Here is a 16525-nt window from a genome sequence, read left to right on the forward strand (position 1 = left end):
TACCAAGAAAGCACTTGCAAAACATAAAGAAAACGAATACAATGGAGATAACGATATAATAATGAAAAGGAGTTCCCCATGCTAAAACAAGGAAAATCAGGCTCAAATAAGGGTAAATTGGGTGTTTTACTCTATTCAGCCTTGATCTTGGGAGCTGGTTTAACCAGCGAGCAAGTTTTTGCCAACACAGAGACCAACTCTAACTCACCAGATACCAATACCATCCAGACCAACCCAGTAGCTCAGCCATTGGGCACGCCAGAAAATACCGCACCAGAAGGTACCGAAGAGGCAAGAGCTACTGAACAGCCAGCTTCAGAGGAGGTTGTAGCTGACTCAGTGATTATGAAGAGCGAAGCTCAAGATCAAGAGAGTGAAGTGGCGGCTCATGGCCCACTACCGTCTGAGGCTCAACTCAACTACCATAAGGAAGAATTGGCTGCCTTTATCCATTTTGGGATGAACACCTTTACGGATAGTGAGTGGGGTAATGGTAAGGAAAATCCTAGTTCCTTTAATCCGACAGAATTAGATGCGGAGCAATGGATTAAGACCCTGAAAGACACCGGTTTTAAGAGGACAATTATGGTGGTTAAACACCATGATGGCTTTGCCCTCTATCCGTCTGAACACACTACTCATGACGTGGCTTCTAGCCCGTGGAAAAATGGTCAGGGTGACGTGTTGTTGGAAGTGTCTGAGGCAGCGACCAAGCATGACATGAACCTGGGGGTTTACCTGTCTCCTTGGGATGCCAACCATCCGAAATACAAGGTGGAGACTGAGGCTGAGTACAATGAGTATTACCTCAATCAACTGAAAGAAATCCTTGGCAACGACAAATACGGTAATAACGGTAAATTTGTCGAAGTCTGGATGGACGGAGCAAGAGGTTCCGGTGCTGAGGCTGTTACCTATGAATTTGACAAGTGGTTTGACTACATTCGTCAGGCCGAGGGCGACATTACCATCTTCTCATCAGAGCCAACAAGTGTGCGTTGGATTGGTAACGAGCGTGGTATCGCAGGTGATCCCGTTTGGCACAAGGTGAAACGTGACCAATTCCGTAATGCCAATAATGCTTACCTGAATTCAGGTGATCCAGAGGGTGATATGTATTCTGTTGGTGAGGCAGATGTGTCCATCCGTCCAGGTTGGTTCTACCATGCCAACCAACAGCCCAAGTCACTCAAGGACTTGATGTCCATCTACTTCCAGTCAGTTGGCCGTGGCACGCCACTTCTGCTCAACATTCCGCCAGACCGTCGTGGTAAATTTGCGGACAGCGATGTGGCTCGTTTGCAAGAATTTCATGCGACCTTGGAGGCCATGTATGCGACCAACTTGGCTGAGGGAGCTACTGTTACAGCCACCTCAACTCGTGCCAACCGTCTTTACAATGCCAGTCACTTGACTGATGGCAAGGAAGATACGGCTTGGGTACCAGCTCGTGATTCCAGAACGGGCGAGTTTGTTGTGGACTTGGGTCAAGCTCGTGAGTTCGATGTGATTGAACTCAAAGAGTTTATCCAAAAAGGCCAACGGATTTCTAATTTTGAAGTTGATGTTGATGTCAATGGTCAATGGTTGCCGTATGTTAGTGGCAAGACTGTTGGCTACCGTCGCTTGCTTCAAGGTCAGCCTGTAACGGCCAGCCGTTTGCGGGTTCGGATTACGGACGCTCAAGCGACCCCAATGCTCAGTAATTTTGCTGTTTATAAGACACCTAAGAGCGTTGAGCTGTCAGATGGCTTCCCATTTGGCACAACCTATGTGTCCCACCTGGATGCCAACCGCCACAACAGCCAATGGTTTGAAGAAAATGAGGGCATTCGTGGCAAGTCCATGTGGACTAACCGCCAAGGGGCTCAAGTTGAGTTCCAATTCACTGGTAGCAAGGCCTACGTTGTCAGTACCATTGACCCTAACCACGGTGAATTGGAAGTTCACATTGACGGTCAAAAAGTAGCCGATGTCAATACCCAATCCCCAACTCGTAAACGCAGCCAGTTGGTTTACACCACAGATGACCTGACTCACGGTAACCATACCCTGAAACTGGTCAACAAGACTGGCCGTGCCATTGCGACCGAGGGTATATACATCCTCAACAATAATGGTAAGGGGATGTTTGAAGTGTCTACTGACAGCCTCGAAGTGCCTAAAGGCCGTGAGGCGGTGGTGACCATTCGTCGAACTGGCGGTAGCCAAGGGGAATCTACCGTTAAAGTGATTACTGAGCCTGGCACAGGTGTTCACGGTAAGGTTTACCGTGACACAACTGAGGTTGTCCGTTTTGCTGATGGTGAAACTGAGAAAACTGTCCGCATTCCAACACTTGCCTATACTGAGCAGGCTGACCAGAATTTTGATTTCACCGTGAAATTGACGGAAACAACTGGTGGTAGCTTACTTGGCATGAAGACAGCCACTAGGGTGACTGTTTTGGGTAACCAGCAAATTGTTAGAACCCCAGATGTTAACCATGCTCGGGGGGCAAGGGTTGAAGCTAGTGATGTTGAAGTAGCTCAATTCTCAGCTGACAAGGCTGTTGATGGAGACCTGACTACCCGTTGGGCAACTAACAAGGATGCGGCAACCCCGACCTTGACCTTGACCTTGCCAGAAGCGACCCACATTGAGCGGGTAGAAGTGGCATGGGACCAACGGGCCAATGCCAGTCGTCAAATCACCGCTGATCCGAACGTTAAGGCTTGGAAACTGTCTTACACCAGTCCAGACCAGCCTGATGTTTGGAAAGTGGCTCATGTCAGAACAGGTGAGCCTGTTGTTGAGGAATCCATCGCTATCGCTCAGCCATTTGTCGCTAAAAAACTCAAGCTGGAAGTGACCGACTACGTGGCCGGCCAGCTCAACTGGAGAAACGCAGCCATCAATGAGTTCAGAGTCTTCTCTAACCGCTTGGCGGATACCACAACCCCACCAGCGGCTGATGTTTTGAATACCCCGGATGTCAACCACTTGCAAGGGGCGACCGTTGTGGCCTCAAACGTTGAGGCGGGCACCAAGTTTATCGGTGACAAAGCGGTTGACGGCAAGGCTGACACCCGTTGGGCGACGGACAAGGATGCCCCAACCCCAACCCTGACGGTGACCCTGCCACAAACCACCCACATTGAGCGGGTAGAGATTGATTGGGACCAGCGGGCTAATGCCAGCCGTCAAATCACGGCCGACCCTAACGTCAAGGCTTGGCGGCTGTCCTATGCCACTGCTGAAGCTCCAGACCAGTGGCAGGTCGCCCATGAGCGGGCGTCAGCTGATCCAAAGGCTGCTGAGGTCATCAACCTGGCCACCCCAGTTAATGCCAAGCACCTCAAGCTGGAAGTTCTGGAATCTGTTGCTGGTCAAATCAACTGGAACAACGTGGGCATTCGTGAAATCCGTGCCTACTCTAACCCAACAGAAACCATTGTCAACACCCCAGATGTCAACCACCTTCGGGGAGCAGTTGCCGTGGCCTCCAACGTTGAGGCAGGTACCAAGTTTACCGGCGATAAGGCTGTTGACGGTCAAGACGGTACTCGTTGGGCAACCGACCGCAATCCAAACCAGCCAAGCTTGACCTTGACGTTACCAAACACCACCCACATTGAGCGGGTGGAGATTGACTGGGACCCTCGTGCCAATGCTAGTCGTCAGATTACCGCTGACCCTAACGTTAAGGCTTGGCGCCTGTCCTATGCGACCGCAGCTGCCCCAGATCAATGGCAGGTGGCTCACGAGCGTCCAAGTGGAGACGCCAGTCTTGCTGAAGTGGTGGCTTTGTCAACCCCAATCAATGCCAAATACCTTAAATTGGAAGTTCTGGAGTCTGTTGCAGGCCAGCTCAACTGGAACAACGTGGGTATCCGTGAAATCCGTGCCTACTCTAACCTAGCACCAGCGGCTGGTTCTCGCCTGGATCAAATCCAAAGCCTCAGTCTCAACAACGACCAAACCCGCCTGGTACTGCCTGACCTCACTGGTGTTGAACTGGTCGGCAGCGACAAGGATGGGGTTATCGACCTGGCTGGCCGGGTTTACCAACCATTGACCAACCAAACCGTTAAGGTAACCCTCAAACAGACCTTGGGCAGCGATGTTCTCACCAAGGAATTTGAACTGGCCGTCGCTGGTCGCTACGCTGATGAAGGTGTCGGACAAAAACCAAGCGTTGTCCCTGTTGTGCAACAATGGCATGGCCGTGAGGGCACCAGCAGCATCAGCAACGCGACAGTCGTAGTGGCTGATGACAACAACTTCGCCAAGGCGGCAGACCTCTACCGCGAAGACCTGGCTGCCCGTGGCCTGACCCTTTCACGGGGCAATAGCACAGCTGCTCAACGGGTTGAGTTCAAGAAAGTCAGCGACAAGGGTTATGGTCAAGAGGGTTATGGCATCACCATCAACAACGGTGTCATCACCATCGAAGCTGATAGCCATACCGGTGCCTTCTATGCCACCCGTACCCTCTTGCAGATGGGTGAGACAGGCCTGCAAAATGGAGAAATCCGTGACTTCCCAAGCTTTAGCCACCGTGGCTTCCTGCTGGATACCGGCCGTAAATTTGTGCCATACGATGTCGTGATTGACATCATGAAAAACATGGCCTACTACAAGATGAACGACCTCCAGCTCCACCTCAACGATAACTACATCTTCCTCAAGAAACACATCGAAGGCAAGAACCTGACCCCTGAACAGGAGCTGGAGTACGTTCTCAACAATGCCACAACTGGTTTCCGTGCGGAGATTGACGTGGTGGGTGAAAACGGCGTTCGTCTGACTTCTGAAGAGCATTACACCAAGGATCAATTACGAGAACTGGTACGTTTGGCTGGCGATTTGGGCATCAACCTGGTTCCTGAAATTGACACGCCTGGCCACGCCATGTCCTTTGTTAAGGTTCGTCCAGACCTTATGTACAAGGGGGCAGAGCTCGGTGGCCACCACAATGTTGAGCGGGCGGCCATGCTGGATTTGGATGCCAAATACAATGAAACCCTAGCTTTTGTTAAGTCTGTTTATCAAAAACTCTACTTTGATGAGGACGCTCCTCTGAAAGATGTCACCACTGTCCACATCGGTACCGATGAGTACTATGGTTCTTCAGCATCTTATCGACGTTACCTGGCCGATATGCTTCAGTATGTCAAGGAAAAGGGCAAGACCCCTCGTTTCTGGGGCTCACTCTCTCTGAAAACCCAAGGCCAAGAGATTGATGGTCGTGGCACCGAACTTCAAATCTGGAACCTGGGCTGGCATAACCCTGATTTGGCCCTGGCTATGGGTGCTAAGGTCATCAACATCACCGATGCCCCGACCTATAGTGTGCCAAGTGGTAACGGTTCGGTTGGTGGTTACGGGGACTACTCTGGCTACATCACCCAGTATGACCGTTGGACACCAAACGATTTCCGGACGGCTGGTCGTCAAGGTAAAAATTATCCTGCTTCTCATCCGCAAATCATCGGTGGTGGCCATGCGGTTTGGAACGATAACATCGACCTTCACGAGACGGGTATCACCTCTTATGATGTCTTCAAACGCTTCTTTGCGACCATGACGGTTACAGCAGACAAGACCTGGGGCTCACCACGTTTAGCGCCAGCCTTTAAGGACCGTCAAACCCTACCTGAAGAGCGTCTCTATGCTCCGAACACCAACCCTGAATACCGCTCTGCTATTGACAACATCACCATCAGCAAAGATAGTTTGGTGGCTCTCACGAGCGAGGGCGTTACGGCTGGTGCAGAGGGCTTGACCTTCGGGAAGCAGGAGGACTACCTGGCGACTGGTTTGGGTCAAGTGGGTCCAAATGCTGTGCTGAACCTGGAAGTGACCCTGGATGGCACTGGCCCTCAAGGGATCCTGACCGATGGTCGTAATGGCATCTTCCTGTCTGATAAAGACGGTAAGTTGGCCTATGCCTTTGAACACCTTCATGTGCAGTTTGACAAGACCCTGGAACCAGGTCGTCGTTACAAGGTGACCTTTGTTACCAAGGAGCTTAACACGGATGTCTATGTGGATGATGTTAAGGTAGCCCGTCTGCCACAGGCTGAGCATCCAGCCTTAGCTTATACTAGTTTTGTGTTGCCATTGGATTATGTAACTGGCTTTAAGGGTACCCTGCATAGCTTGAACCTGAGCACCGCGCCTTATGTCAACCCAAATATTGTCAATCCACAGGAGTTTGCCTCAATCGTGGCCAGCAACCAGGACAACGAGCATGGTGGCGAGATTAGCATGGCCTTTGATGGCAATACTGGTACCATCTGGCACTCTGACTGGGTCAAGAAGGACCCGACCTACACCGTTGACATGCGTCTTAAAGAAGCGACTGCCCTGCGGAGCTTCACCTACCTGCCTCGCCAATCTGGTACCAACGGTAACATCCTGCGTTACGAGCTTTATGCTAAACGTGATGGTGCCCTGACCAAGATTGCAGAAGGCAATTGGGCCAATGATGCGACGGAAAAAGAACTTCTTTTTGACAACCTGACCACAGACCATGTCCAACTCAAGGTTCTTGAGGGGGCATCTGGCTTTGCTAGTGCGGCAGAATTGACCCTCCACAAGGTCCGTGTCGCTCAACCACAACCAGAAAACCAGGGTAATGGCACAGGTAGCAACCCAGGAACGGATACTGGTAACAATAATTCAGGTACTGACAGCGGCAATACAGGAGGTACTGGAACTGGCAGCAGCACAGGTTCTGATACTGGTAATACAGGTGGAACCGGTACAGGTACAACTCCTGGCAATGGTACAACCCCAGGCACGACCCCAGGAACTGGTGCCGGAGCGACAGGTGGTACAGGTGCAGTTGTTGTCAATACGGTACCAGACCGTCGTCAAGCAGAGGAAATTGTTGATTTTGAGGTTCTGGAAGTTCTGGATCCAAATCTTGAAGCAGGTAAAAAGGTTGTTGACCGTGAGGGTGTTCCAGGTCGTCTTCTTAAAGTTTATGAGGAAGTTCGACAAGGAGACATCGTACTTAGCAGTAAGGTGGTTGATATTAAGGTTATTTCCCTACCTGTTGCTCAGTTGGTTCGAGTTGGTACTCGTCAAACGGTGGCACCTACCTCTCGTCTGAGAGAAGAGGTGGTTGAGTTAGCTTTCGACACAGATACCCTGCAAGATCCATACCTTGAATTAGGTAAGACAGTAGTTGCTAGAGAGGGTGTTCCAGGTCGTGTCACCCGTGTCTATGAAAAGGCTGATGAAACCAGTGAGGAACGCTTGGTCGAAGAAAAAGATCGTGTTGAACCTGTGAATAGGCTTGTTCTGGTCGGCACCCGTCCGATTACCACCACGACGACAGTTCCTCGTGAGGAGTCAGAGACCATCGCCTTTGACACCGAGTACCTGGACGATGCCAGCCTTCCTCTGGGCCAAGAAGTCGTGGCCCAGGTCGGTGTCAATGGTCGCCTCATCAAGGTCTATGAGGACACCTTTACCAACGGTGTCAAAACGGGCGAACGCCTGGTTGACGTGAAGACCCTTAGCCTGCCAGTCACTCATATTGTCCTTCGAGGCACCAAAGTTGTCCAACCTGAAGAGAAAGAAGAACTGGTTACTAAGCACGGTGAAGGCCTAACAGCTGAGGAGAAACCAAGCTTCCCAATCGACCAAGTGCCAGACGCTAAACTCCTTCCTGAAACTGAAGAGGAAAAACCAGCCTTCCCACTTGATCGGGTTCCAGCTAATGGGACTGGACAAGAAAGGCCTCTTACTCAACAAGGTGAGGGTGTAAGGACTGACAAGTTGCCAGAAAACGCGACTGGATCAGAAACTCCAGTCACTCAGAAAGGTGATAGTGTGACAGCTGAGGAGAAACCAGTCTTCCCAGTAGACCAGGTGCCAGCCAACACACCAGCTCCAGTGGCTATCCAGCCAGTTGCCCAAGCACCTGTGGCTAGTCCAGCACCAGCAACAAGTGCAGACAGCGGCAAACCAAGCCTGCCAGCGACAGGTGATGCTGATTCAGCCTTGATGGCCATCGGTGCAGCCAGCCTCTTGGCAACACTTGGCTTGGCTGGTCTTAAAAAGAATGACTAGTTTTCTCTAGGAGTTTGTTACTTCTAAACTCATCCCCCACTCGCTTAGGCAAGTGGGGGAGTTTTGTTTTCTTTCATGTAATGTGGGAAAATGTTTGAAAGTGATAATAAACCTTGACAATAGGGCGAAAAGTTGATATGATATAGTTACTATAAAGGAAAACGCTATCAAAAAGGAGAAGGCAAATGAAACATTTGTTTGATAAGCAGAACAAGTACAGCATTCGTAAGCTGTCTATAGGTGTCTGCTCGGCTGTTATCGGTCTGAGTTTTTTGGCACCTGGTGCAGTTGAAGCGGAGCAGGTTGAGTCTGCCAACCAACCGGTGACGACTAGTGAGACGGTGTTAGAAGTGCTTGAAGGAAAATCCGAAGATCCAGTAGACAGTACTGAGATTGAAGAAGATAAAGGTACTACTAAGGAGGAAGTACCGACTGAAGCTATTGAGACATCGGCTGTTGGAGCAGAGGAGTCTGCCGCTGGTTTGTTAGAGGATAAGAATTTCTTGGACTATTCGGCACTGAATGCTGGTGCGGTCAGCATGAGTCCAGTTTATCCTGCTAGTGCACCAGGAAATAAACTGATGGCTTCCGAAGCCCAACCGGCTGCTCCAGCTCTCCCGACGCCAATCACAGAGATTACTAACCAGACTCTGGCTGCTGGAACTGGTAATAAAATCGTTTTAGATGAGACCGTAAAAAATCACCTGAAAACAGCGGATAGTGGCACCATCTATTTAGAATATCGGGCTCCGCAAAATACCACTCAGATGAATGGCCTGTTCAGTGCCAGCAGCTCGACCAACGGCAACCAGTACACTGTTATTTACACCAAGAATGGTAAGGTTGGTGCTGAAATTCGTTCCCGTCAAACCATTGATTTGAGCGAGGGAACAGAACCTGTCAAGTTTAATGAGTGGAATGCTGTTGCCCTTACCTACAAGAAGGATGCAGCAACCAATCAAACCAAGGTTGACCTCTATGTGAACGGGGTTCTTTCTCAGACTAAGGACATCGCCCAAGATGTTTTCAAACCGATTGTAGACCTTAACCATGCCCAGTTGGGGGCTGCACAGCGGGCGGCCAACTCTGTTTGGGGAGTTCCTGGCATGGAGTTCCGTAACTTCAGTCTCTACCGTGAAGCACTGACACCAGAACAAGTAGAGGCACGTTCAGCCCTCTTCAAACGTCAGGCTTATGAATTGCCTAAAAATCCAGACGAAGTGGTTTCTGATCAAGTGACTGTCTTCCAGGGGGGACGTAACAACCAAAAACATGAAGGCGTCTTTTCTTATCGGATTCCTGCCCTCTTGGTGACGGATAAGGGAACTGTCATTGCAGCGACTGACCAACGCCAGACCACTTTTAACGACTGGGGCGATATTGCAACGGTTATTCGTCGCAGTACTGACAACGGGAAAACCTGGAGCGGTATTACCAAGCTGGTTGACTTGAAAAACAACCCAAATCCTGAAAACCCGCAGTTGCAGCCGATGACCATTGATACGGCCTTGGTTCAGGATCCAACTACCAAACGGATTTATGCCTTCTATGACATGATTCCAGAGATGCAGGGGGCCTTTGGTTTAACCCTCAACAAGGTTCAGAGCCATAGCCAGATTGATGGTAAGGCCTACCTCAACGTTTATAAGGAAAATGAGGCTGCGCCTTACACCGTGCGTGAGAATGGCGTTGTTTATACCCCAGAAGGTCAAGCAACGGATTACCGCGTTAACGTTAATGACAACAGTCAACACTATGCCAACCTGGGGGATATTTATAAGGGTAATGACTTGATTGGTAACATCTACCATCAATCCAACACGACCTCCCCATTCAAGATTCCTAAGAACATGTACATCTGGATGTCTTATTCAGATGATGATGGCGTCACCTGGTCTCGTCCAAAAGACATGACCCCAAGCATCAAGAAGGACTACATGAACTTCATGGGGGTTGGTCCTGGTGCCGCTCTGGCTCTCCACACAGGACCGCATAAGGGCCGTTTGATTGTCCCAGCTTACCTGACTAACTTTACTGGTACTCATCCGCTCTACAATGGGTCTATGTCTACCCTGTCCTTCTACTCAGATGATCACGGGGAAACCTGGAAGGCTGGTGAGTCCGTCAACGACAACCGCACCCTGTCGGATGGTACTGTGATTCATTCCAGCACTATGGGGAACTCTCGAGAGCAAACTACCGAAGCCAGCATTGTCCAGCTCAATAATGGTGATCTCAAGATTTTCATGAGGGGAACTGTTGGCAAGGTGTTGATGGCTACCAGTAAGGATGGCGGTGCAACCTGGACAGACGAATTGATTAAGCTGGATGATGTGACGGATGTTGGGGTTCAGTTGTCGGCTATTCAGTTTAACCGAGATGGTAAAGAATACGTTGTTTTGGCTAACGCTGAAGGACCTAATCGTTTTAACGGCCATGTGCGTTTGGCTGAAGTTGACGCCCAAGGTAATCTTAACTGGATTAACCATCGCTTGATCCGAGATGGTAAGTTTGCCTATAACTCCATTCAAAAATTGAGTAATGGCGACTTTGGTTTGCTCTATGAGAATAGCGAACCTGGTGAAAACGAATATAGCCTCCGCTACAAGACCTTTAACTGGGCCTTCTTGACCAGCCCAGAACCAAAATTGCCAGATATCAATGTTTCTCGTGTCGATTTTGAAGGGGATGATTTGGCCGTCTTGACCTTTGATGATACCGTTCTGTCAACCAACAACCCGAGCTTGCTTTTGTCTAATGGTAACCGTGCCCAGTTTGTTGCTCAACGCGAGCCTAATAAGTTGGTTTACCGCATTCAGCCAACTGATAAAGGTCAGCTGGTTTTGGAAGTGGCTAGTGGTGACATCAGTAACATCAATGGACCAAAAGTCAACATTGTTACTAAGTTAGGTGAAAGTAGTAACCTGGCCAAGATTGATAACAAAACCATTCGTGTGACCGCAGGAAATACTGACGCTTGGCAACCAGGAGCTGGTCCAGACAAGTTGCTCGATGGGAACAAAGGTAGTGTCGCTGAATTGAAGTGGGATACTAATGCCAACCGTGTCAATGGGGTTTACCCAGAAGCTTGGCGGTTGCCACAAAGTGTGACCCTCTCATCTCGTGATGGCCAACCGATGGATTTGACCGCTCTATTGGTGACCAAACGAATTAACGAAAACGGCACCATGACCAAGTATAAGGTGGAAGCCTTCAAGGGAACGGAGCAGGTTCATACTTCTGGGGATCTAAGTGTCGCTTATGATCAAGCAGAAGTTGTTCACCAGTTCAATCCTGGAACTCAGGCTGACCGTGTTGTTCTGACCGTCTTAGAAGCCAAACGAACGGCTGCTGGTGAGCCAACGCCAACCATGTTGACCTTGAAAGAGCTGGCTCTCTTTGGGACACGGCCAAGCCAGCCTGAGGCACCTAAAGATAATGCCCCTTCGGATGAGGGAACAGGCAATACAAGTAACACCGGTAATACAGGTAATGAATCAGGTGGTACAGAGACGACTCCACAAACGCCACCAGCTCAACCAAAAATCGTTAAGCAATTGGAAAACCAGACCTTGGAGACAGCAAGTGGTACTAAGATTGTCCTGGGAGATGATGTTAAGGAACATCTGAGAAAAGCAGATAGCGGTACTATTTATGTGGAATACCGAGCACCAGAAAATGCCCCTGCTTTCTACAGCTTGCTCAATGCTACCAGTGGAACAGACGCTAATAAGTATACGGTGCTCTACTCTAAGAATGGGCAAATCGGAGCGGAGATTCGCCCAGGGGTTACAGTTGATGTCAATAATGGCACGGAACGGACCAAAAATGGTGAATGGAACGCTGTTGCCCTGACCTATGAGAAAAACCCAACCAACAACAAGAACACCGTGAAAATCTTTGTTAACGGTGTCCTATCTGCAACACGAGATGTTGAACCAGATGTCTTCAAGGCCATCAGCAACTTGCAACATGCTCAACTCGGAGCGGCTCAGCGTGGCAATACATCGCCTTGGGGCGTCAACGGCTTAGAGTTCCGCAACTTTACTCTTTACAGCGACGCCTTGCCAGAAGAAAAAGTTCTTGAACGCTCTGCCCAATTCAAACGAAAAGCCTACACCCTACCAACCAACCCAGGCGAAGAAGTCACTGAAAAAATCGCTGTCTTCCAAGCCGGTCGCAATGGTGGTAAGAATGCGGAAGGTGTCGGCCACTATCGGATTCCAGCTCTCTTGGTAACTGATAAGGGGACAGTGATTGCTGTCAGTGACCAACGTCGTAACCATTACCTTGACTGGGGTGATATTGCCATTGTAGCTCGTCGGAGTTCTGACCAGGGCGAAACTTGGGGCAATACCATCAAGATTATTGACCTCAAGCAGAACCCAAATGCCACTGACAAGAACCAAGATAACGTTCTCGCCATTGACTCAGCTCTGGTACAAGACCCAGTCAGCAAGCGGATTTTTGCCTTCTATGACATGTACCCAGAAGGAAAAGCTCTCTTTAGCCTGCCAGCTACTCGTGAAGGTAACGTCGAATACACCACAATTAACGGTAAGAAGTACCTTAACCTCTACAAGGGCGATGAACCAACACCTTATACCGTGCGAGAAAATGGTCGTGTCTTCACGCCAGATGGGGTAGAGACCAATTATCGAGTTGATGTTGATGGCGGCGGCTTCGCCAATAGCTACGCTGATTTGGGAGACCTCTACGAAGGTGATCGTAAGATTGATAACATCTTCTTCCAAACCGCTAAGGGTAGCCCATTCAGAGCACCTAACAACTCCTTCATGTGGATGTCTTATTCAGATGATGATGGTGTGACATGGTCTAAACCAAGAGACTTGACCCCAGACCTGAAAGCAGATTACATGAAGTTCCTGGGAACAGGGCCTGGTACAGGTATTGCCCTCCATTCTGGTGAACACAAGGGCCGTTTGATTGTGCCAGCCTACGCCACCAACTGGACAGGAAATCTCAATGCCCAATCATCTCTGATTCTCTATTCGGACGACCAAGGAGCTACATGGCATGCCGGCCAGTCAGTCAATGATGGTCGTACCTTATCTAATGGTAGCGTTCTGAACCTGCGTGACATGAACAACGGTAGTGAAATTAAGACAGAAGCCACTGTTGTCCAGCTCAAGAATGGTGACATTAAGATGTTTATGCGTGGTGCAAAAGGCAAAGTCACTATGGCTACCAGCAAAAACGGTGGTGAGAGCTGGGAAAACGAGATTGTTCAGTTTGACGATGTCAATGATGTCTATGTTCAGCTATCTGCTGTTCGTGTTGAACGTGACGGCAAGGAATACGTCATCTTGGCTAACGCTGAAGGTCCAGGCCGAACCAATGGTCATGTCCGTGTGGCTGAGGTTGATGGACAAGGCGAACTTAATTGGATTAACCACCGCCTGATTCAAGACGGTAACTTTGCTTACAACTCTATCCAGCATCTGGGTGGCGACGACTTTGCTCTGCTTTACGAGCATAACGGTGCCAACGAAAACACTTATAGCTTGTACTATAAGAAATTTAACTGGACCTTCCTGACCAGCCCAGAACCGAAATTGCCAGATATCAATGTGAAGTCTGTTGCCTTTGAGGGTGACAACTTGGCCCTTATTACCTTTGAAGACACGGTTCTTCCAACCAACAACCCTAATCTACTCTTGTCTAATGGCAATGTTGCTCAATTTGTCGAGCAACGTAGTGGGGATACACTGGCCTACCGTATCCAACCAGGTGATAAGGATAAGACCGTATTGGAAGTGGCAACTGGTGACATCAGTAACATCAACGGTCCAAAAGTTAACGTGGTGACCAAGTTGGGTGCAAACAGCAACTTGAGCAAGGTTGACCGCAAAGCGCTTAGAGTTACAGCGGCAAATGCTGACGCTTGGCAACCAGGTGCTGGTTCCGACAAGTTGCTTGATGGCAATAAGACCAACAATGCTGAACTCAAGTGGGATACGCCGTCTAACTACGTTGATGGGGCTTATCCAACTGCTTGGAAGTTGCCACAAAGTGTAACCGTCTCCACTCGGGATAATGAACCAATCGACTTGGCTTCTCTCTTGATTACCAAGCGGATTAACAACAATGGTACCATGACCAAGTACAAGGTTGAGGCCTATAATGGGGATACCAAAGTCTATGATTCAGGCGATGTAGCTGTCGATTATAGTAAGGCTGAAGTTGCCCATGAATTTACAACTCCAATCAAAGCCAACCGTGTGGTTGTGACAGCTCTGGAAGCCAAACGTGATGCCAATGGTGAAGCGACACCAACCATGCTGACCCTGAGAGAATTGGCCTTGTTTGGTCCACATGAGGCAACTCGTGAGCGTCAATTCACAACAGTCTTGCCATACCAAACGATTGAGCAGCAAGATCCAAGCAAGCCAGTAGGCTTCCGCAATGAGACAGGTGGTGAAAATGGTAGCTTGACCAAACGGGTTCGTGAGACCTTGATTAACGGTCTGGTAGCTCGAACAGAAGAGCTTGGTCAACCAATTCGAGTTGAGCCGAAAAATAAAGTGATTATTATTGGTACAGGTACAAACACAGGAACAAATACAGGAACAAATACAGGTACAAACACAGGAACAAACACAGGAACAAATACAGGTACAGGTCAACCAACGCAAACGGTGACCACCCGCCAAGATCGTGTGACTGAGACCCTGCTGTTTGACACCGAGACCTACACTGATCCGAGCTTACCAGCAGGTAAACAAGAAGTGGTTAGTCAGGGTGAAAATGGCAGCATGGTGAAGGTTTACGAAGTGACCCTGACGGATGGAAAAGAGACTGGTCGTCGCTTGATTGACATTACCGATATTGTGCCGCCAAAAGCTAAGGTGGTTCGTGTCGGAACTGGCACGACAACAGGAACAACCCAGGCTCAACCAACTCGTCGTGAAGTGGTTGAACCCATCGCCTTCCAAACTGAGCGTCTGACAGACGCTAACCTTGAACTTGGCCAGGAGATTGTCGCTCGTGAGGGTGTGCCAGGCCGTGTGACCAAGGTTTACGAGACAGCAGCGGGTTCATCAACCGAACGCTTGGTTGAGGAAAAAGAGCGTGTGGCCCCTGTTAACAAGATTGTTCTAGTCGGCACCCGTCCAGCAGGTCCAAAAACCACCACAGGCCGCCGTGAGGTCCCAGAGGTTATTCCGTTTGAAACCGAACGCCTCCAAGATGACACCCTGGATTTAGGCAAGGAAGTCCTTGTTCAAGCAGGTGTCAATGGTCAGGTCATCAAGGTCTATGAGGACACCTTTACCGAGGGCAACAAGACAGCTGAACGTTTGGTTGAAGTGAAAAGTCTGGTGCAACCTGTTCGTCAGGTGGTTCGTGTCGGCACTCGCCCTGTCACTACCACGACGGCAGTTCCTCGTGAGGTGCCAGAGACCATCGCCTTTGACACCGAGTACCTGGACGATGCTAGCCTGCCTTTGGGCCATCAAGTCGTGGCCCAGGTCGGTGTCAATGGTCGCCTCATCAAGGTCTATGAGGACACCTTTACCAACGGTGTCAAATCGGGTGAACGCCTGGTTGACGTGAAGACCGTTAGCCTGCCAGTCACTCAGATTGTACTTAGGGGCACCAAGGTTGCCCAACCTGAGGAGAAAGAAGAGCTGGTTACTAAGCATGGTGAGGGTGTGACGGCTGACGAGAAACCAGCCTTCCCAGTCGACCAAGTGCCAGTCACTCAGAAAGGAGACAGCGTAACGGCTGATGAGAAACCGGTCTTCCCAGTTGACCAAGTGCCAGACGCTAAACTCCTTCCTGAAACTGAGGACGAAAAACCAGCCTTCCCACTTGATCGGGTTCCAGCTAATGAGACTGGACCAGAAACGCCTCTTACTCAACATGGTGAGGGCGTAAGGGCTGACGAGTTGCCAGCAAATGCGATTGGATCAGAAAGGCCAGTCACTCAGAAGGGAGACAGCGTGACAGCTGATGAGAAACCAGTCTTCCCAGTCGACCAGGTGCCAGCTAACACACCAGCTCCAGTGGCTATCCAGCCACTTGCCCAAGCACCTGTGGCTAGTCCAGCACCAGCAACAAGTGCAGACAGCAGCAAACCAAGCCTGCCAGCAACAGGTGACGCCGATTCAGCCTTGATGGCCATCGGTGCAGCCAGCCTCTTGGCGACACTTGGCTTGGCTGGTCTTAAAAAGAATGACTAGCTGTCTCTAGGAGCTTGTTACTCTTAAATGCAATAGAGGTTGGGCAAAAACTAGCCTCACAATAAAACCACACAGTGATTTCTGTCTTGAAAACAATCAAGATGCAAGAATCATCGTGTGGTTTTTGATTTTTAGCTATTTTAGCAGCCCAATTCTTAGCCAATTTTGTGAGATTCATGCTCATAAAGAGGAATCCGATTTCTGTTTGGACGGTTTGGTGACCTCTAACGTGAACCATCCTCACTTGCTTAGGT

At 49.6% G+C, this 16525-nt stretch carries 2 protein-coding genes and 1 pseudogene; 2 read left to right on the forward strand and 1 reads right to left on the reverse strand.

Annotation, left to right across the window (positions count from 1 at the left end):
- Window positions 1–78: 78 nt before the first annotated feature.
- Together AC3ARB_RS02580 and AC3ARB_RS02585 are read left to right on the forward strand one after the other, a co-directional pair.
- A complete protein-coding gene (locus AC3ARB_RS02580; protein ID WP_488321005.1) occupies window positions 79–8067 on the forward strand; it encodes a discoidin domain-containing protein in 7989 nt (2662 codons plus the stop codon).
- A gap of 185 nt (window positions 8068–8252) precedes the next feature.
- The gene (locus AC3ARB_RS02585) at window positions 8253–16271 is read left to right on the forward strand and encodes a G5 domain-containing protein (RefSeq protein WP_488321006.1); all 8019 of its coding nucleotides are present in this window, start codon (window positions 8253–8255) and stop codon (window positions 16269–16271) included.
- Here the strand turns inward: AC3ARB_RS02585 and AC3ARB_RS02590 are convergent.
- Window positions 16255–16515: pseudogene (locus tag AC3ARB_RS02590) on the reverse strand (hypothetical protein); the annotation flags it as partial. The gene AC3ARB_RS02585 and the pseudogene AC3ARB_RS02590 overlap by 17 nt on opposite strands.
- Window positions 16516–16525: the final 10 nt, after the last annotated feature.

It is taken from the genome of Streptococcus sp. ZY171113, assembly GCF_057748235.1.